We start from the raw sequence: 17,813 nt of genomic DNA, 5'->3' as shown, positions 1-17,813 counted from the left end.
GGGGAGTGACATGTCGTCGTTCGTGATGACCGCCGCGGAGCGGGAGTCGTTCTTGAGTGGGGCGCACGTCGGGGTGCTGGCGGTGGAGCGTGTGGGACGGGCTCCGCTGGCGGTCCCGGTCTGGTACGACTACTCGCCCGGCGGCGAGGTCTTGATCTGGATGGAACGCGACACGGTCAAGGACCGGTCCATCCGCGCGGCGGGGAGGTTGAGCCTGGTCGCGCAGGACGAGAACCCGCCGTACAAGTACGTGACGGTCGAGGGCCCGGTGGTGGCGAACGACGAGCCGCCGACGCGCGAGCAGGCGTTGCGGATCGCGGGGCGGTACTGGCCTTCAGACCAGGCGACGGCTTACGTCGACTCGGCACTGGGTCCGCAGTCGGTGCTCGTGCGGGTACGGCCGGAGAAGTGGCTGTCGAACGACCAAAGTAAGAGCTGACGTGGGCCGGGGGCTGTGGACAACTCGCGTCCACAGCCCCGGAACTGTCGGTGGGCGCCGGTAGAATGGTTACCGGGGGCCGAGGGCCGCCCAGCTGCGCGCACGCGCCGCGCGGTGGTGCGCGAAACGTCGGCACGCGTGATTGAGCGGTCGACACGCGTGCTCGGCTCGCGTACCTGGACGGTCGGCTCGCGCACCCAGAGGGTCGGCTCGCGCACCCAGAACTTCGGCTCGCACACCTGGACGCTCGGCTCGCGCACCTGGACGTCGCGTACCAGGGCGGTCGGCTCGCGCACCCAGAACGTCGGCTCGCGTACCGGGGCGGCCGGCTCGCGCGCCCAAGCGGCCGGGGTGCGCGAAGCACCCCGGCCGAGGGCCGCTCTCAGGCCTTGACCAGCGCGTCCACCGCGCTGAAGAACATGCCCAGCCCGTCGTCCGACGGCCCGGTCAACGCGTCGATCGCGTGCTCCGGGTGTGGCATCAGCCCGACCACCCGGCCGTTCTCGCTGCGGATCCCCGCGATGTCGTTGCGCGACCCGTTCGGGTTACCACCCACATACCGGAACACCACGCGGCCCTCGGCCTCGAGCTCGTCCAAAGTGGACTGCTCGGCCACGTAGCAGCCGTCGATGTTCTTCATCGGGATGAGGATCTCGGCGTCCTGCTCGTACCGGGTGGTCCAGGCCGTCGCGTTGTTCTCCACCCGCAGCCACTGGTCGCGGCAGATGAAGTGCAGACCCTGGTTGCGGATCATCGCGCCCGGCAGCAGGCCGGCCTCGCACAGGATCTGGAAGCCGTTGCAGATGCCGAGCACCGGCATCCCCGCGCGGGCCGCCTCGATCACCGGCGTCATGACCGGCGCGAACCGGGCGATCACGCCCGCGCGCAGGTAGTCGCCGTACGAGAAGCCGCCTGGGACGACGACCGCGTCGACGTCACGCAGGTCCTCGTCCGCGTGCCACAGCGGCACGGCCTCGCCGCCGGCGTAGGTCACCGCGCGGGCGGCGTCGCCGTCGTCCAGCGTGCCCGGGAAGGTGATGACCCCGATGCGCGCGCTCACGCGTCCACCCGGGTGATGGTCCACTGCTCGATGACCGGGTTCGCGAGGAAGCCTTCGGCGATCTTCTCGAGCGTCGCGTCGTCGACGGTGTCGTCGACCTCGATCTCGAAGTGCTTGCCCTGGCGGATCTCGGTGATCCCGGTGAACCCCAGGCGGCCGGCGGCGCCGAGCGCGGCCTGGCCCTGCGGGTCGAGGATTTCGGGCTTCGGCATGACGTCGACGACGACTCGGGCCACGGCAGGCTGCTCCTTATTCACGCAGGTCGTGGGTACCCCGCGAGCATAGTTCACCCGGTCCGCCGACCCGTCGCCCAGGTGTCGAGGGCCACCGGAAAACCTAGACTGGCCCCCGGCGCGGCGCTGCGCCATGATGAGTCGTTGACATCTCGCCAACAGGAGGCACCGTGGCCGTCCAGGAGTCCTACGACTACGTCATCGTCGGCGCCGGGAGCGCGGGCTGCGTGCTGGCGAACCGGCTGACCGAAGACCCGACGGCCCAGGTCCTGCTGCTCGAGGCGGGCGCGGAGGACACGGCGGACGAGATCCACATCCCGGCCGCGTTCGCGTCGCTGTTCAAGACGAAGTGGGACTGGAACTACGAGACCGTCGAGCAGAAGCACACCGGCAAGACGGCGTACTGGCCGCGCGGCAAGATGCTCGGTGGCTGCTCGTCGATCAACGCGATGATCTACATCCGCGGCAACCGCGCCGACTACGACGGCTGGCGCGATCAGCACGGCGCCACGGGTTGGGGCTGGGACGACGTCCTCCCGTACTTCAAGCGCGCCGAGGGCAACCAGCGGCTCGGCGGTCCGCTGCACGGCACCGACGGTCCGCTGCACGTCGAGGACCGCCGGTTCACGCACGAGCTGTCGCACGCCTGGGTCGACTCGGCCGTGGCGTGGGGGCTCAAGCGCACCGACGACTTCAACGGCGAGAGCCAGGAGGGCGCCGGCGTCTACCAGGTGACCTGCAAGAAGGGGCGCCGCTGGTCCACCGCCGACGCCTACCTGCGGCCCGCCCTCGACCGGCCGAACCTCACGCTGAAGACGTGCGCGCCCGCCACGCGCGTCGTCTTCGAAGGCACCCGCGCCGTCGGTGTGTCCTATTTGGACAACGGAGTCGAGCGCACCGCGCGCGCGTCGTCGGAGGTGGTGCTGAGCGGTGGCGCGGTGAACTCGCCGCAGCTGCTGATGGTTTCCGGCGTCGGCCCGGCCGAGCACCTGCGCGAGCACGGCATCGACGTCGTCGCGGCGCTGCCCGGCGTCGGCGAGAACCTGCACGACCACCCGGCGTGCGGGATCATCTGGACCACGCGCGGCACCACCGACCTGGTCGACGCGGCCACGCCGCGCGGCCTGCTCCGCTACCAGCTGACGAAGCGCGGGCCGCTGACGTCGAACATCGGCGAGGCGGGCGCGTTCTTCTCCACTGTGGATGGTCTGGCCGGGCCGGACATGCAGATCCACGCCGTGCCGTCGTTGTTCTACGACAACGGTTTGCGCGAACCGACAGTCGCGGGGTTCACGTCCGCGGCGACGGTGGTGGACGTCGCCAGCCGCGGCCGGCTGCGGCTGAAGTCGGCGAACCCGCTGTGGAAGCCGGAAATCGACCCGGCGTACTACGCGGATTCGCGGGACATGGACGCGATGATCGCCGGGCTGCGGGCGCTGATCGAGATCGGGAAGTCCGGGCCGCTCAAGCGGTTCCTGGACCAGCCGTTCCTGCCGGCGCGCCACGACCTGAGCGACGCCGAGCTGGCCGAGCACATCCGGGAGAACACGCAGACGCTGTACCACCCGGTCGGGACGTGCTCGATCGGGACGGTGGTCGATCCGGAACTGCGGGTGCAGGGTGTGGAGGGGCTGCGGGTGGTGGACGCGTCGGTGATGCCGGTGGTGCCGCGCGGGAACACGAACGCGCCGACGATCATGGTGGCGGAGAAGGCGGCGGACCTGATCCGGGGACGCTGAGGGCTGGTTGGTGCCGCTCGGTCGATCCGGGCGGCCAGTTGCGCCCGGCCGGGGCGATTCGCTTGCCATTCCAGGGCGGTCACGCTCGGCCGATCGCGCTCAGCCGACTCGCGTGCCGTTCCGCGGCGGGCCGTCGCGTGATCATCCCGCACAAGATCGGCACCGCCGACCGCGGCGAATCGAGTAGCCGCAGGGCTCCGCGAAGGCCCCGACCTGATCCGCAGCCGCTGAGGGCGGCCCTCGGCCCCCGGTATCCACTTTACCGAGCAGCACCGACAGTTCCGGGGTTGTGGAGCACACTGATCCACAACCCCGGAGCCGCTCAGCGCTTGCCGTGGAGGATCGTTACCAGCTTGGCCACCAAGGCGTCCGTTGAATCCTTGCGGTTGAACGATGTCAGCGTGATCGGTGCCGTGAAGCGCTGGCGGGCGATCGCCTTTGTGCGGGCGAACTCTCGTAGGCCCTCCGGGCCGTGGATGCGGCCGAAGCCGGAGTCGCCGACGCCGCCGAAGGGCAGGGATGCGATGCCCGCGAACGACAGGGGTGCGTTGATCGCCGTCATGCCTGTGCGCAGCTTCTCGGCCAGCTCGACGCCTCGGGACTTCGAAAACACCGTCGATCCCAGGCCGTATTTCGTGTTGTTCGCCTTCTCCACCGCTTCGTCCATGTTGCGGACCTTCGCGATCGTCACCGTCGGGCCGAACGTCTCCTCGGTGACCGCTTCCGAGTCCTCCGGGACGTCGATCAGGACCGTCGGCTGGGCGTAGCGGTCGCCGACCGCGTCTTCGCCGCCCAGGACCGCCTTGCCGCCGCGGGCTAGCGCGTCCTGGATGTGGCGCTTGATCACCGAAAGCTGCGAAGGCATCGTCACCGGGCCGTACTGGGCCGCCTCGTCGGAGCCGGCGCGCACGTCCTTCGTCTTCTCGACAACCTTCGCGACGAACTCGTCGTGGACGTTCTCGTGGACGTACACGCGCTCGACGCCGATGCAGGTCTGGCCCGAGTTGGAGAACGCGCCCCACACCGTCGCGTCTGCGGCGGCGTCGAGGTCGGCGTCCGCGTCGACGAGCACCGGGTCCTTGCCGCCCGCCTCGATGACCACCGGGGTGAGCGTCTCGGCGGCCGCGGCCATGATCCGCTTGCCGGTGGCCGTCGAGCCGGTGAAGGCGATCTTGTCGACGCCCGCGCCGACCAGCGCGGCACCGGTCTCGCCGAACCCCGTGATCAGCTGCAGCACCGGCTGCTCCGGCACGATCTCGGCGAACGCGTCGACCAGCCACTTCCCGACGCCGGGGGTGTACTCGCTGGGCTTGAACACCACGGCGTTGCCCGCCGCGAGCGCGTAGGCGATCGAGCCGAGCGGCGTGAACACCGGGTAGTTCCACGGGCCGATCACGCCGACCACGCCCAGCGGCTGGTACTCGACGGTGGCCGCCTGGTTCGACATCAGCAGCCCGGCGGACCGCTTCTGCTTGCCGAGGATCTTCTTCGCGTGCTTGCCCGCCCACGCGATGTGCTCGATGGCCAGGACGCTCTCGAGCTGCGCGTCGGCGATCGGCTTGCCGGTCTCGTCGCGGACCACCTGGCACAGCTGCGGCAGCCGCCGGGTCAGGACGCCCTTCCACGCGCGGAGCCGCTCCGCGCGGCCGGCGAAGCCGAGGTCGGCCCACCACTTCGCCGCGACACGCGCCCGCGCGACGGCGGCCTGCACGTCTTCGGCGCTGTGCACGGGGTAGGTTCCGACCACCTCGTCGGTCGCCGGGCTCAGCGAGTCGAAGGTCTCGCCGACCGACGTCGGCTTTGGCTGGACGGCAGTCATCGGCGTCTCCCGTGAGGTCGAGGGTCAGCCCAGGTTACGACCTTACTGACATGGTGCCAATAGCTCGCGCGGGCTTCATCACCAGCATTGCACCGGCGATCGCCGCGGCAAAGACGCCGAACAACGGCGCGAGCCACAACGGCAGCACGCCGACCGCCAGCGAACCGAGCCCGAAGCCGGCCGCCTGCACCGTGAAGCTCAGGGAGAACCCCGCTGACCTGCGGTTCTTCGGCAGGAGGCGCTGCAGGTTGACCGAGGTCGCGGCCACCAGCGGCCCGGTGCACGCACCGATCACGGCCACCGACCCGAGCAAGCCGGGCCAGCCGAGATCGGCGGCGAGCACGAGCCCGCCGGCGACGAACCCGCCGAGGAACAGCCGCGGGTCGCCGGTCTTGCCGCGCCACGCGTAGAGCGCGCTGCCCGCGATGCTCGCCCCGCTCAGCACGGCGATCACCACCGGCGCCGCCGTCCCGGGCGCGCCGAGGCGCTGGACCAGCGGCAACGGCGCGACCTCGATCGTCGACAGCAGCAGCCCGACGGTGAACGCGCAGCAGAGCCAGGGCAGGTAGGTCAGCAGCGTCGCGGGCGGGGCGTCCGGGCCGGATTCCACCCGATCGTGGTCACCCGCGCGGCGCGGGACGAGCGCCGCGGCGACGACGTAGGCGGCGGCCATCGCGGCGACCGGGACGAACGTGCCGGCGAGGTCGAGCAGCGCGACCAGGGCCGGGCCACCGATGAGCACGCCTTCGAGGATCATCGCGTCGACGGAGATGGCGCGCGGGAGCAGCGCGTCGTCGACCGTGTCCGCGAGCAGCGTCCGGAAGCCACCCGACAGGGCACCGCCGGCGATCCCCGGGAGGAGGACGAGCGCGAGCAGCACGGGGCTCGGCGCGCCGTTCGCGGCGGCCACGGCCAAGGCGGCGAACCCGGCGGCGGTCAGGACGAGCAGCACCGGCAGCCCGCGCGCCGGGCCGACGCGGTCGAGCAGCCGGCCGACCGGCACCGCGCCGGCCATCTCGGCGGCGACGTAGACCGACATCAGCACGCCGCCCAGCCGGTAGGAGCCGGTCGTGGCGGTGGTCAGCAGCGTGAACGCGAGCGGCGCCATGGTCGCCGGGAGCCGCGCGAACTGGACGCCCGCCGACCAGCGCCAGTAGGCGCGATGGGTGAACAACGACATGTGCCCAGGCTGGTTCGGCGGCTTCGTGGGGCACACTGATTCGGGTGAGGACGAATCAGCGATGATCGAGCTGGTCCTGACCGCGGCGGGCGCGCAGCGCGTCCGGTTCGCGATCTCGCCGCTGGAAGAGGTGCTGGGCGCCGTCCAGACGCTGCTCGGCGTCCGGGGGCACCCGGCGCACCTGCCGTGGGTGTCCGACGCGCCCGCGCTCGACGTCCCCGAGCTGGCCGCGGTGCTGAGCGCGCGGCACTACATCACCGAGTTCCTGAGCCCGCCGCCCGACGGCCCGGAAACGACGGCGCAGGCGCAGCTGCGGGCGGTGCGCGCGACGCCCCCGGCGCAGGTGGCGCTGGAGCTCTCGATGGTCGACGCCGACCTGAGCGCGCTGCCCGCCGACCCGGCGACGGCGCGCGACCTGCTCGCCGACCAGCTCGAGGTGGTGTGGGACGCGCTGCTGGCGCCGCAGTGGCCGCGCCTGCGCGAGTTGCTGGCGGCGGACATCGCGTTCCGGACGCGGGTGCTCGGCGACGGCGGGGTGGCTTCGATGCTGTCCGGGCTGCACCCGCGAGTCCGGCTTTCGGGGACGTCAGTGCTGGTCGACATCCGGGCCCGGGAGCGGGTTTCGATCGACTCGCGCGGGTTGCTGCTGATCCCGGCGGTGTTCGCGTGGCCGAGCGTCGGTGTGGTGACTGTGCCGCCGTGGCAGATCTCCCTGCTCTACCCGGCCCGGGGCGTGGCTTCGCTGTGGACGTCGTCCGCGGCGCCGCCGGAGCCACTGGCCGAGATCCTCGGCCGGACGCGGGCCCTGCTGCTGACCGCGCTCGACGCTCCCACGGCGACGACCGACCTGGCCCGGCGGCACGGCCTGGCCCCGGCGACGGTTTCGGCGCACCTGACGGCTCTGCGCGGGGCCGGGTTGCTGGCTTCGGAGCGCCGAGGGCACCGGGTGCTGTACCGGCGCACCGACCTGGGCGACGCCCTGCTCACCGGAAAGCTGTAAGCAACTACGCGAATCAAGTCACTTTCATCAAGTGGGTGGATTCGCTCTTCAACCTCAAGACCATGCCCACTCGTTTCTGTTCGGAAATCGAGCGGGCGACCAGCCGCGCTTCGACTTGTTCCGCACCCAAAGCCCTGATGCCGACGACATAGTCGTCGACACCTTCCTGCAGTCCCACAGGATCACAGTAGGCTCGGTAGCCGACCGGTAGCACAACAGAGCATTCGATGTACTCGATTGGGCGAGCGAACGTCACCGCACATGTATCAGGGCGCCCCTCCTTCATCAACGGGGACCATTTTCCCGGCCAGTGTTTGTCGAGTGCCAACCGTATGCTCGCCCCTCTCCGCAGCGGGTGCGCGAAGTGGATCATCACCTCGACTCTACCGTCACTGAGCCAATTCATGGTTGCATCCCATTGCGAGGATCCCAGTCCTTCGCCTTCGAACGAACTGACTCCGACCTTCACCCGACGGCGGCTCGGCTTGATCTGATCGCGTCCTGGGCCGGTTCGGATGGCAAAGAAATCGAGCAACTCGGAATCGACAACCGCGGTGACGACGAGACGCTCGTCAGCGTCGCCGTTCGGCTTCAACACTGTCGATTCTTCCCACCGTGAAATTCTCCACCGCTGTTCGCCGCGATCCCTCAGGGAAGCGCAGTACCTGACCAGTAAACGCCGATCGAGTTCCGCCCTCGTTCGAGATCCAGAGCGATTTACCAGCAGGATTGCGAGAACACCCAGCGCAGCCAGGAGGGCAGCGACCAAAAACCCGGATTTGATCGCCAAGCTGCCGAGAAGGCCACTCAAGAGCACACCGAACCCGAGGATACCCAGAACACCCTGCACGAGACCTGCGCCCCCGAGGCGCACGAGTCGACCTTGAAGCCAGTTCAGGAAATCGTCAAGCACGCGGACCGACCACCTTCCAGCAGTGGTACCAAGACGTAAGCCTAAACGCCCCCGGCGTGCTATCCGCCGATCGTTTCGGTCATCAGGCACAACTGTGACATTTCCGAGATTGACCGCTGGGATCCGCGGCTCAGGCACAGCTCGAGACCAGCCGTTGTGGCGATCCAGTGGAGCCCCGGCCTAGGCTGGGATCGACCACGTGTGAAGGAGAACACCGATGCGTATCGTCCATTTCGGACATTCCTGCGTGCTGCTGGAGACCGGTTCCGAGCGGATCCTGATCGACCCCGGCGTCTTCTCCGCCGGCTTCGAGGGTGAGCGGGAACTGTCCGCCGTGCTCGTGACGCACCAGCACTTCGACCACCTGGACGTCGAGCGGCTGCCGAAGGTGCTCGAAGCCAACCCGGCCGCCAAGCTGATCGTCGATCCCGGGTCGGCTCCCGAAGTCGAGAAGCTCGGCGTGCCCTTCGAGGTCGCCAACGTCGGGGACGCCTTCACCTTCGGGGACACCTCGATCAAGGCCGTCGGCGGGCAGCACGCCGTCATCCACGCCGACATCCCCGTCATCCCGAACATCGGCTACGTCTTCGACGACGGCGCCTTCTTCCACCCCGGCGACTCGTTCTTCGTGCCCGAACAGAAGATCGACGTGCTCGGGCTGCCCACCGGGGCGCCGTGGCTCAAGGCCGGGGAGGCCGTGGACTACCTGCGGGCGGTCGCGCCGCGGGTCGCCGTGCCGATCCACGAGGCCGTGCTCGCCAACCCGGCCCTGCACTACGGCCTGTTCGGCAACCTCGCGCCCGAAGGCACCGAGGTCAAGGTGCTCGATCGGGCCGAACCGGCGAAGTTCTAGCCACCCACGCCTCGACGCCGTCGAGGAAGCCGCGAAGGGTCAGGCCGCGATCGCGCGCAGCGACCCGTACGTGGCGCCGAACGCGCGGTTCTCGAGCGCGACGTCGACGGCGTCGAGGAGGGCCTGGCGGAGGCCGGGGCGGGTGAGGTCGGTGGCGTCCACCCCCAGCCGGACCAGCCCGCCTCGGCGGGCCGCCCGCGCGGAGGCCAGCACCAGCGCGAAGCAGCGGACCGTCTCCGTGCGGTGCGACTGGCTGGTGAACTCCTGGACGCGGGCGCGGCGCACCTCGCCGGTGACGAGGTCCCGCACCGCGCCGAGGTCCGCGCACAGCCGGAACCCGTGCTCGGCCAGCGCCTGCAGCGTGCCCTGGGACGCGATCCACCGCGGCGGCGCGAAGCCGTCGACGGAGAGACCCGCGTTGTCGAGGGCGGCCTTCGCCGCGATCAGCCGGAGCCGCGCTTCGTGGGCCGGCAGCGTCGCGAACTCGGCCTTCTTGCCCAGGTAGACCGTGCGGTGCGTGGGCGTGACGGTGTGGTCGTAGCCGTGCAGCAGCACGGAATCACCGCGGCGGGCGCGGGTGCGCACCCACTCCGTCACCGGGCCACCGCCGGTGCGGGCGGCGTACAGCACCGAGAGCGGCACCTTGCGGCGGTCGAGCTCGGCCGCGAGGTCGGCGCACCGGTGCAGCGTGCGCGGGGTGATTCCCGACAGCGAAACCAGCAACTGAGCATCCACGCCACCATTGGGACGCACGCGTCTGACGTCGTCGTGAACTGCGCAGAACGGGCGGACGACCGTTGCCGGAAGGCTCAGCCGCCTTCGCGGAGGCGCTGAACGGCCACGGCGATGCGGCCCCGCAGGTCGGGATCGACGACCTGGCCGTCGGCGACCGCGTCGCGCGGGACCGGGATCCGCGCGCACGCCTCCTCCACGATCCGCGCGCCCGCGTACGTCAGGACCTTGCGCAGCGAGTCGTGCGCGTCGCGGCCGCCGGTCGGGGCCGCCACCGAGGACGCGTTGATCCACGCCACCGGCTTGCCGTAGATCTCGCCGCCGCCGACCGTCCAGTCGAGCAGGTTCTTGAACGAGCCCGGCAGGCCGCCCGCGTACTCCGGGGTGCAGATCAGGACCGCGTCGGCCTCCTTGATCGCGGCCCGCAGCGAAGCGACCGCGGGGTGCAGCGGGTCACGGTCGTCATCCGGGTTGAAGTGCGGCAGGTCGCCGAGGCCGGTGTACGTCGTGCTCGTGGTGAGGGTCGCGACGGTCCCCAGCACCGCCGCATTGCCCGAGCCTGCTCGCAGGCTGCCGCAGATCAGCAGGATCACGCGGCCAGTCTGCCAGGGAAAGCCCGGTGATGCGGCGGTACGCCTCGAGGTACCGGTCGCGCGTGGCGGTCACCACCTCCGGGGGCAGCGCCGGCAACGGGGACACGCAGTCCCAGCCGGACGCCGGGCCGACCAGCCAGTCGCGCACGTGCTGCTTGTCGAACGACGGGCGGCCGGGCCGGTGGCCGTCCGCGAGCCAGTAGCGCGCCGAATCCGGCGTCAGCAGCTCGTCGGCGAGCACCAGCCCGCCGTGCGCCCCGATGCCGAACTCGAACTTCGTGTCGGCCAGCAGCAGGCCCTGCTCCGCGGCCCGCGCGGCGCCCCGGCGGTACAGCTCCAGCGACGCCTCGCGGACCTCCTCGGCGAGCGCACTGCCCAGGATGGAGACGAAGGTGCCGAAGTCGATGTTCTCGTCGGGGTCGCCGGGGCGGGCCTTGGTCGACGGCGTGAAGATCGGCTCCGGCAGCCGGGCCCCCTCGGCCAGCCCGGACGGCAGCTCGACCCCGCACACCGCCCCGGACCGGCGGTAGTCCGCGTACCCGCGGCCGGTGAGGTGGCCGCGGACGACGGCCTCCACCGGCAGCATGTCGAGCCGTTCGACCAGCAGCGCCCGGCCGCGGAACGACTCGGGGATGAGCGGCCCGTCGCAGGCCACCAGGTGGTTCGGGAGGACGTCGGCCAGCTCGCCGAACCAGAAGACGCTCATGGCCGTGAGCACCCGGCCCTTGTCCGGGACGGGGGTGGGGAACACGCGCTCGAACGCCGAGATGCGGTCGGAGGCGACGAGCAGCAGGTGGTTGTCGCCCACTTCGTACAGGTCACGAACCTTGCCGGAGGCGAGCCTCCGGCACGTGGGGAGGGGTGTCACGCGCTGAACCCTAACGGGCACCCTCTGCCACCATGGATGATGCTGGCATGGCGTACGACTGGATCTCGGTGACGACCGACTACGGCCTGCGCGACGGCTTCGTGGCGGCCTGCCACGGCGTGATCGCGCGGCTGGCACCCGGCGTGCGGGTGATCGACGTGACCCACGAAGTGCCGCCCCAGGACATCCGGCACGGGGCGATGGCGCTGGCCCAGACGGTCCCGTTCCTGCCGGAGGCGGTGCACGTCGCCGTCGTCGACCCCGGCGTGGGCACGACCCGGCTCGGCGTGGTCGTCGAAGCCGAGGGCGGGCTGCTGGTCGGGCCGGACAACGGCCTCCTGCTGCCGGCGGCGCAGGCACTGGGCGGGCTGCGGGCGGCGTACGAGCTGGCGGAGCCGTCGCTGCGGCTGCCGGTGACGTCGGCGACGTTCCACGGGCGGGACGTCTTCGCGCCCGCGGCCGCGCACCTCGCGCTGGGCGTGCCGCCGGCCGACTTCGGTGACCCCGTGAACGACCTGGTCACGATGCCGGAGCCGTTCGTGGCGGCGTTCCCCGGGAAGCTCGTGTCGGAGGTGCTGACGGTCGACCACTTCGGCAACGTCCAGCTCGCCGCGACACCGGCGGACCTCGAGCTGTCGGGGCTGGCCGGCGCGGTTTCGGTGCACAGCGAGCGCGTCGCGGTGACGACGGTGATCGGGCGGACCTTCGCCGACGTGCCCGCCGGCGCGAGCGTGCTCTACACCGACTCCGCCGGACGGCTCGCCGTCGCCGTCAACGGCGGCTCCGCGGCCGCCGTGCTCGGGCTCGGACCCGCCCAGGAGTGCACGATCACCTCGTCGCCCACGGCCAGCTGACCCGGGCGCAGCACCGCCGCCTTCATCCCGAACACGACGCCGCCCTCCGGGTCGCGGCGGTAGGTCGCCAGGGTGCGGATCGGCTCGGGGCCGTCCTTCGCGCCCGTCTCCTGGTCGACCATCGGCACCGTGCAGCGCACGCACTTCTTGGCGTAGCCGAACTTCGCCGTACCCGCCGACAGCACCCGGGCCTCGTCCTCGGTGTGCGGCTCGGCCCAACCCGAGACGACGACGTTGGGCCGGAAGCGGTCCATCGGCACCGGCTCGCCACCGCGCTCCAGGATGCGGGCGTTCAGTCCGTCCAAAGAGGATTCCGAGGCGATGAGCAGCGCTTGCCCGTCGGCGAACGCGGCCGTGCCCGGGGTTTCCCCGCTGGTGACGCGCTCGTGGTCGGGCGTGACGCGGACCAGCTCCGCCGGACGGCCGAGCAGGTCGGAGAACCACTCGGCGACCTCGGCCCCCTGGTGGACGCCTTCGCCGTGCCAGGCGAACGTCGACACCGGCCGCCGCGGGCCGTCGCGCCGGATGGCGAAGACGAGGTCTTCCCGGCCGGGGGCGGACAGCGCGAGCCGGTCGCCGAGCACCCGCGGCCGGACCGACGCCAGCACCGGGTGCGGCCGCTGGGTGAGGACGTCCCCCTCCGGCGCGACGACCTGGAAGACCCGGTCGTGCGCCAGCCCGGCGGGGGTGACCTCGGCGGACGGCACATCGGTGCCGGCGCAGGCCTTGACCGGGTAGTACCTCAGCCGAGCGATTCGAGCCATCTCCGCAGGTTACCCGGGCCCCCGCCGCCGAAGCGTCTTGTTTCAGAGCACCTGCGACAGGAACCGCTGCAACCGCGGGCTCTGCGGGTTGTCGAAGATGCGGGCCGGCGGGCCCTGCTCGACGATGCGGCCCGCGTCCATGAACGCCACCTCGTCGGCGACACTGCGCGCGAAGCCCATCTCGTGCGTCACCACGATCAGGGTCAACCCCCGCGAGGCGAGCCCCGCCATCAGGTTCAGCACGCCCTTGACCAGCTCCGGGTCGAGCGCGCTGGTGGCCTCGTCGAACAGCATGACCTCGGGGTCCATCGCCAGGGCCCGCGCGATCGCGACCCGCTGCTGCTGACCACCGGACAACGCGCTCGGCCGGTACGGCGCCTTGTCCGCGAGGCCGACCTCGGCGAGGCGGGCGCGGGCGATCTCCGCCGCCTCCTCCTTGCCCAGCTTCTTCACGCTGCGCAGCGGCAGCACGATGTTGTCCAGCACGCTCCGGTGACCGAAGAGGTTGAAGTGCTGGAACACCATGCCGACGCGCTGGCGCAGCGCGTCCGGGTCGGACTTGATCACGGACTCGCCGTCGAGCAGGAGGTCGCCGGAATCGGGTTCCTGCAGGCGGTTCACGCAGCGCAGGAGCGTCGACTTGCCCGAGCCGGACGGCCCGATCACGCACGTCGTCCGCCCGCTCGCCACCTTCAGGTCGACCCCGCGCAGGACTTCGAGCGTCCCGAAGCTGACGTGGATGTCCCGCAGCTCCACACTGGACGAACGCACCGCCGTCGTCGTCACGAGACGACCTTTCCGCTGGCGACCAGGTCCAGCTCATCACCCTCGCCCGGCTCGTCGGCGCGCACCTTGCGGCCGGTCCGGAGCTTCTTGTCGATGTAGTTCACCAGGTGCGTCAGCGGCACCGTGATCACCAGGTAGACGAACCCGGCGGCCACCAGCGGCGACAGGTTGCCGGTGTTGGCCGCGAGGTCCTGCCCGATGCGGAACAGCTCGCGCTGCTCGGACAGCAGCCCGAGGAAGTACACCAGGCTGGAGTCCTTGATCAGCGAGATGAACTGGTTCACCAGCGCGGGCAGCACCCGCCGGACGCCCTGCGGGATGATCACCAGCAGCATCGCCTTGCTGTAGCTCATCCCCAGCGCGCGGCTGGCCTCCAGCTGTCCCTTGTCGACGCTCTGGATGCCGGACCGGAAGATCTCGCCGATGTAGGCGGCCGCGATCAGGCTGAGCGCCAGGATGCCCAGCGGGTACGGGTTCGTGCCGACGACGTCCCGCGCGAGCGTGCCGAGACCCTGGCCGATCACGAGGATCGTCAGGATCGCCGGCAGCCCGCGGAAGATGTCGGTGTACACCCGCGCCGGCCAGCGCAGCCAGATCTTGGTGGACAGGCCCATCACCGCCAGCACCATGCCGAGCACGGTGCCGATCAGCGCGGACGTGACCGCCAGGATCAGCGTGTTGAGCAGGCCGGTCTTCAGCAGGTCCGGGAAGACCTGCCAGATGTACTCCCAGTTCAGGAAGGTGTCGAAGAACTGCTCCATCGTGGACTACTGCCCCGGCTTGAACTCGGCGGGAACCGGCGCGGTGGGCTCGAACCGGTCGTGCACCTTGACCCAGGTGCCGTCCGCGATGACCTTCTTCAGGCCGTCGTTGACCTTGCCGATCAGCTCGGTGTTGCCCTTCTTGAACGCGAACCCGTGCGGGATGGTCGTGGTGATCGCCTTGGTCACCTTGAGCTTCGCGTCCGGGTTGTTCTTCGCGTAGTCCTCGGCCGTGGCCTGGTCGAACACGGCGCCGTCGACGGCACCGGTCTTCAGGGCCGAAAGCGCGGCGGCGTCGTTCGGGAAGCGCACGGCCTGCGCGGTCGGGGCGTTCGAGCCCAGCCACGTGTCCGAGACCGTGCCCTGCACGACGCCGATCCGCTTGCCGGCCAGCGAGTTCTCGTCGGTGATGCCCGCCGTCTCCTTCGCCTCGATGCCGAGGGCCTGGTAGTTGTACGGCGCCGAGAAGTCGACGGTCTTCTTGCGGGCGTCGGTCTGGGAGATCGCCGAGCTGCCGATGTCGAACGTGCCGTTCGCGACCTGGCCGAGCAGCGCCGAGAAGTCGGTCGACACGAACTCGAGCTTCAGACCCTCCTTCTCCGCGATGGCCTTCAGCAGCTCGTTGTCGAACCCGGTGAAGGTGCCGTTCTCCTGGTAGGCGTTCGGCTTCGAGTCGCTCAGCGTGCCGACGCGCAGGGTCTTCTCCCCGCTGTCGGAGCCGCCGCACGCGGTCAGCGCCGCGAGCAGCGTCGCCACGATCGCCGTGACCAGTGTCTTCCTCATGCTTCTCCTCACCTGGAGCCCGGCCGGCCGGATCTGCTGGTGCAGCTTATGCCGGATGTCACGCGTTCGCGTTCTTCACCGGCAGGCCGGGGCCGCCCTGCTGCAGCTCCTTCGCCAGCGGCGTGTTCTTGTAGAACTGCGCGTAGATGCGCGCGACCGTGCCGTCGGCGACGGCCTTGGCGAGGCCGTCGTTGAGCTTGTTCAGCAGTTCGGTGTTCTTCTTGGCGACCGCGAACGCCGACGGCGTGTCCTTGTCCTCGACCGTGTAGCCGAGCTCCAGCGGGACCGCCGGGTTCTGGTCCAGGTACTTCTGGCCGATGTCCTGCGGCACGACCCAGCCGTCGAGCGTGCCGTTCTTCAGCTGCGCGAAGCCCGCGTTGTAGTCCGGGAAGCGGACGACCTGGGCGCCGGGGACCTTGCCCGCGAACTCGTCCTGCACCGAGCCCTGGACCACGCCGAGCCGCTTGCCCGGCAGCGCCGCGACGTCCTTGAGGTTCGCGCCCTTCGCGGTGACGACCGTGGTGAAGCCGGTGTTGTAACCGTTGGAGAAGGCGACCGTCTTCTTGCGCGCCTCGGTGCTGGAGATCGTCGAGCTGCCGATGTCGAACTTGCCGTTCGCCACGCCGGCGAGGAGGCCCGCGAACTCCGTGCCGACGAACTCGACCTCGAAGCCTTCACGCTGGGCGATGTCGCGCAGCAGCTCGTTGTCGTAGCCGGTGAACCGGCCGTTCTCGAGGTAGATCGACGGCGGGGCGTCGCTCAGGGTGCCGACGCGCAGGGTCTGGCCCGCGGCCGAGGAGCCGGAGCCACCGCACGCGGCCAGGGTCAGCGTCAGCGCACCCGCGGTGACGACCGCGGCGATTTTCGACAGCGTGGATCTCATCGCTTCTTCCGTGGTTGAGCGCACGCGAGTGGCGTGCGAAGAACTATCGGGGTTCAGCGATCGAGATTAGGGAATTCGCCCGTTCGAGTAATTTTGTTCCAGTCCGTGGACGGGTGCGTCAGCTCACAGGATCGGCTGCGGGGCGTAGCCCGCGGCCTCGGGGAACCGGTCGAGGACCCGCGAGACGCGCGCGGCGACCTGCTCGACCTGACGCCCGGCCGTGCCGGTGAACGAGATCCGGTCGGCGAGGAGTTTGTCCAGCTCACCGCGGTCGAGCGGGATGCGCTCGTCGGCGGCGAAGCGGTCGAGGAGGTCGTTCTCGGCGCGGCCTTCCCGCATCTCCAGCGCGACGGCGACGGAGTGCTCCTTGATCGCTTCGTGGGCCGTCTCACGTCCGACGCCGGCGCGGACCGACGCCATGAGCACCTTCGTCGTGGTGAGGAACGGCAGGTAGCGATCCAGCTCACGCTCGATCACCGCGGGGAAGGCGCCGAACTCGGCGAGGACGGTGAGGAACGTCTCCAGCAGACCGTCGAGCGCGAAGAACGCGTCCGGCAGCGCGACCCGGCGGACGACCGAGTCCGAGACGTCGCCCTCGTTCCACTGGTCGCCGGCCAGCTCGCCGATCATCGACAGGTAGCCGCGCAGCACGACGGCCAGGCCGTTCACGCGCTCGCACGAGCGGGTGTTCATCTTGTGCGGCATGGCGGACGAGCCGACCTGGCCCGGTTTGAAGCCCTCGGTGACGAGCTCGTGGCCCGCCATCAGCCGGATCGTCTTGGCCAGGCTGGACGGCGCCGCGGCGAGCTGGACCACAGTGGACAGCACGTCGAAGTCGAGCGAGCGCGGGTACACCTGGCCGACGCTGACGAACCGCTCGTTGAAGCCGAGGTGCTGCATCACGCGGTCTTCCAGCTGGTCCAAAGTGGACTCATCGCCGAGCAGGTCGAGCATGTCCTGCGCGGTGCCGACCGGGCCCTTGATGCCGCGCAGCGGGTACCGGCCGATGAGGTTGTCGAGCCGCTCGAAGGCGACGAGCAGCTCGTCGGCCGCCGTGGCGAACCGCTTGCCGAGGGTGGTGGCCTGCGCGGCGACGTTGTGCGAGCGCCCGGCCATGACGGTGTCGGCGTGCTCGACGGCGAGGGCGGCCAGCCGCGCCAGCACGGCGGCGACACGCGTGCGCACGAGCTCCAGCGAGCGGAGCAGCTGCAGCTGCTCGACGTTCTCGGTGAGGTCGCGCGAGGTCATGCCCTTGTGGATGTGCTCCTGCCCGGCGAGGTCGCTGAACTCCTCGATCCGCGCCTTGACGTCGTGCCGGGTGACCCGCTCCCGAGCGGCGATCGACTCGAGGTCGACGTTCTCGATGACGCGCTCGTAGGCCTCGACGACCCCGTCGGGCACCTCGACGCCGAGGTCCTTCTGCGCCTTGAGGACGGCGAGCCAGAGCTGCCGCTCCAGGACGACCTTGTGCTCCGGCGACCAGAGCGAGACCAGCTCCGCCGAGGCGTAGCGGGCGGCGAGCACGTTCGGAATGCGGGGCTTGTCCGTCACGC

The 17,813-nt window shown here is 70.4% G+C and carries 19 protein-coding genes; 5 read left to right on the top strand and 14 right to left on the bottom strand.

Features of this window, described 5'->3' with window-relative positions:
• Window positions 1-10: 10 nt before the first annotated feature.
• Entirely contained in the window at window positions 11-439 is a 429-nt protein-coding gene (locus ACH54P_RS31090) for a pyridoxamine 5'-phosphate oxidase family protein (protein WP_489916734.1), read from the top strand.
• Between the two features lie 382 nt (window positions 440-821).
• Here the strand turns inward: ACH54P_RS31090 and purQ are convergent, their stop codons facing one another.
• Window positions 822-1,499 carry a phosphoribosylformylglycinamidine synthase subunit PurQ gene (gene purQ / locus ACH54P_RS31085; protein WP_489906875.1) on the bottom strand — a complete coding sequence of 226 codons (678 nt, stop codon included), beginning with the start codon at window positions 1,497-1,499 and terminating at the stop codon, window positions 822-824.
• A complete protein-coding gene (gene purS / locus ACH54P_RS31080) occupies window positions 1,496-1,735 on the bottom strand; it encodes a phosphoribosylformylglycinamidine synthase subunit PurS (protein WP_013230759.1) in 240 nt (79 codons plus the stop codon). Before purS ends, purQ begins: the two co-directional genes overlap by 4 nt.
• A gap of 167 nt (window positions 1,736-1,902) precedes the next feature.
• On the opposite strand from purS, the gene ACH54P_RS31075 reads away from it, so the two are divergent.
• The gene (locus ACH54P_RS31075; protein ID WP_489906874.1) at window positions 1,903-3,471 is read left to right on the top strand and encodes a GMC family oxidoreductase; all 1,569 of its coding nucleotides are present in this window, start codon (window positions 1,903-1,905) and stop codon (window positions 3,469-3,471) included.
• A 322-nt stretch (window positions 3,472-3,793) separates the two neighbouring features.
• Here ACH54P_RS31075 and ACH54P_RS31070 read toward each other — a convergent pair whose 3' ends face one another.
• Together ACH54P_RS31070 and ACH54P_RS31065 are read right to left on the bottom strand one after the other, a co-directional pair.
• A complete protein-coding gene (locus tag ACH54P_RS31070; RefSeq protein ID WP_489906873.1) occupies window positions 3,794-5,290 on the bottom strand; it encodes an aldehyde dehydrogenase family protein in 1,497 nt (498 codons plus the stop codon).
• A 34-nt stretch (window positions 5,291-5,324) separates the two neighbouring features.
• Complete coding sequence (locus ACH54P_RS31065) at window positions 5,325-6,470, bottom strand: MFS transporter (RefSeq protein WP_489906872.1); 1,146 nt, start codon at window positions 6,468-6,470, stop codon at window positions 5,325-5,327.
• A 61-nt stretch (window positions 6,471-6,531) separates the two neighbouring features.
• On the opposite strand from ACH54P_RS31065, the gene ACH54P_RS31060 reads away from it, so the two are divergent.
• Window positions 6,532-7,470, top strand: a complete 939-nt coding sequence (locus tag ACH54P_RS31060; RefSeq protein WP_489906871.1) for a DUF5937 family protein — start codon at window positions 6,532-6,534, stop codon at window positions 7,468-7,470.
• Window positions 7,471-7,483: 13 nt separating this feature from the next.
• Here ACH54P_RS31060 and ACH54P_RS31055 read toward each other — a convergent pair whose 3' ends face one another.
• Window positions 7,484-8,383: a hypothetical protein gene (locus ACH54P_RS31055; protein WP_489906870.1), complete on the bottom strand. Its 900-nt coding sequence runs from the start codon at window positions 8,381-8,383 to the stop codon at window positions 7,484-7,486.
• 217 nt (window positions 8,384-8,600) lie between these two features.
• Between ACH54P_RS31055 and ACH54P_RS31050 the strand changes: the two genes are divergently transcribed.
• Window positions 8,601-9,236 carry an MBL fold metallo-hydrolase gene (locus tag ACH54P_RS31050; protein ID WP_489906869.1) on the top strand — a complete coding sequence of 212 codons (636 nt, stop codon included), beginning with the start codon at window positions 8,601-8,603 and terminating at the stop codon, window positions 9,234-9,236.
• A 39-nt stretch (window positions 9,237-9,275) separates the two neighbouring features.
• Here the strand turns inward: ACH54P_RS31050 and ACH54P_RS31045 are convergent, their stop codons facing one another.
• The 3 genes from ACH54P_RS31045 to ACH54P_RS31035 all read right to left on the bottom strand — a co-directional run bounded on the left by ACH54P_RS31045 (window position 9,276) and on the right by ACH54P_RS31035 (window position 11,429).
• Window positions 9,276-9,971, bottom strand: a complete 696-nt coding sequence (locus tag ACH54P_RS31045; RefSeq protein WP_489906868.1) for a DUF2334 domain-containing protein — start codon at window positions 9,969-9,971, stop codon at window positions 9,276-9,278.
• 74 nt (window positions 9,972-10,045) lie between these two features.
• Entirely contained in the window at window positions 10,046-10,510 is a 465-nt protein-coding gene (locus tag ACH54P_RS31040) for an NADPH-dependent FMN reductase (RefSeq protein WP_489906867.1), read from the bottom strand.
• Entirely contained in the window at window positions 10,431-11,429 is a 999-nt protein-coding gene (locus tag ACH54P_RS31035) for a phosphoribosylaminoimidazolesuccinocarboxamide synthase (RefSeq protein WP_489906866.1), read from the bottom strand. Before ACH54P_RS31035 ends, ACH54P_RS31040 begins: the two co-directional genes overlap by 80 nt.
• Before the next feature lie 47 nt (window positions 11,430-11,476).
• Here ACH54P_RS31035 and ACH54P_RS31030 point away from each other — a divergent pair, with 47 nt between their 5' ends.
• Window positions 11,477-12,283 (top strand): SAM hydrolase/SAM-dependent halogenase family protein, encoded by an 807-nt coding sequence (locus ACH54P_RS31030; protein WP_489916732.1) that lies wholly within the window; start codon window positions 11,477-11,479, stop codon window positions 12,281-12,283.
• Here ACH54P_RS31030 and ACH54P_RS31025 read toward each other — a convergent pair.
• From ACH54P_RS31025 to purB, 6 genes are all read right to left on the bottom strand, one after another.
• The gene (locus ACH54P_RS31025) at window positions 12,166-13,047 is read right to left on the bottom strand and encodes an MOSC domain-containing protein (RefSeq protein WP_489906865.1); all 882 of its coding nucleotides are present in this window, start codon (window positions 13,045-13,047) and stop codon (window positions 12,166-12,168) included. The two genes, ACH54P_RS31030 and ACH54P_RS31025, sit on opposite strands and share 118 nt — an antisense overlap.
• A gap of 42 nt (window positions 13,048-13,089) precedes the next feature.
• Window positions 13,090-13,833, bottom strand: a complete 744-nt coding sequence (locus ACH54P_RS31020) for an amino acid ABC transporter ATP-binding protein (RefSeq protein WP_489906864.1) — start codon at window positions 13,831-13,833, stop codon at window positions 13,090-13,092.
• Window positions 13,830-14,594, bottom strand: coding sequence for an amino acid ABC transporter permease (locus tag ACH54P_RS31015; protein WP_489906863.1), 765 nt, complete (start codon window positions 14,592-14,594; stop codon window positions 13,830-13,832). Before ACH54P_RS31015 ends, ACH54P_RS31020 begins: the two co-directional genes overlap by 4 nt.
• Before the next feature lie 6 nt (window positions 14,595-14,600).
• Complete coding sequence (locus ACH54P_RS31010) at window positions 14,601-15,377, bottom strand: ABC transporter substrate-binding protein (protein ID WP_489906862.1); 777 nt, start codon at window positions 15,375-15,377, stop codon at window positions 14,601-14,603.
• A 58-nt stretch (window positions 15,378-15,435) separates the two neighbouring features.
• Window positions 15,436-16,260, bottom strand: coding sequence for a substrate-binding periplasmic protein (locus ACH54P_RS31005; protein ID WP_489906861.1), 825 nt, complete (start codon window positions 16,258-16,260; stop codon window positions 15,436-15,438).
• Window positions 16,261-16,383: 123 nt separating this feature from the next.
• Window positions 16,384-17,811, bottom strand: a complete 1,428-nt coding sequence (gene purB, locus ACH54P_RS31000; RefSeq protein WP_489906860.1) for an adenylosuccinate lyase — start codon at window positions 17,809-17,811, stop codon at window positions 16,384-16,386.
• Window positions 17,812-17,813 lie beyond the last annotated feature (2 nt).

Source organism: Amycolatopsis sp. N2S4-7 (assembly GCF_058119595.1).
This window is presented reverse-complemented; position numbering and strand designations above follow the sequence as displayed.

What these genes read in the sequence shown, in the direction of transcription:
- ACH54P_RS31010 (WP_489906862.1), bottom strand. Translation starts at nt 15,377, where the DNA reads ATGAGGAAGACACTGGTCACGGCGATCGTGGCGACGCTGCTCGCGGCG.
- ACH54P_RS31060 (WP_489906871.1), top strand. Translation starts at nt 6,532, where the DNA reads ATGATCGAGCTGGTCCTGACCGCGGCGGGCGCGCAGCGCGTCCGGTTC.
- ACH54P_RS31050 (WP_489906869.1), top strand. Translation starts at nt 8,601, where the DNA reads ATGCGTATCGTCCATTTCGGACATTCCTGCGTGCTGCTGGAGACCGGT.
- ACH54P_RS31015 (WP_489906863.1), bottom strand. Translation starts at nt 14,594, where the DNA reads ATGGAGCAGTTCTTCGACACCTTCCTGAACTGGGAGTACATCTGGCAG.
- ACH54P_RS31065 (WP_489906872.1), bottom strand. Translation starts at nt 6,470, where the DNA reads ATGTCGTTGTTCACCCATCGCGCCTACTGGCGCTGGTCGGCGGGCGTC.
- ACH54P_RS31070 (WP_489906873.1), bottom strand. Translation starts at nt 5,290, where the DNA reads ATGACTGCCGTCCAGCCAAAGCCGACGTCGGTCGGCGAGACCTTCGAC.
- ACH54P_RS31030 (WP_489916732.1), top strand. Translation starts at nt 11,477, where the DNA reads ATGGCGTACGACTGGATCTCGGTGACGACCGACTACGGCCTGCGCGAC.
- ACH54P_RS31005 (WP_489906861.1), bottom strand. Translation starts at nt 16,260, where the DNA reads ATGAGATCCACGCTGTCGAAAATCGCCGCGGTCGTCACCGCGGGTGCG.
- ACH54P_RS31025 (WP_489906865.1), bottom strand. Translation starts at nt 13,047, where the DNA reads ATGGCTCGAATCGCTCGGCTGAGGTACTACCCGGTCAAGGCCTGCGCC.
- ACH54P_RS31090 (WP_489916734.1), top strand. Translation starts at nt 11, where the DNA reads ATGTCGTCGTTCGTGATGACCGCCGCGGAGCGGGAGTCGTTCTTGAGT.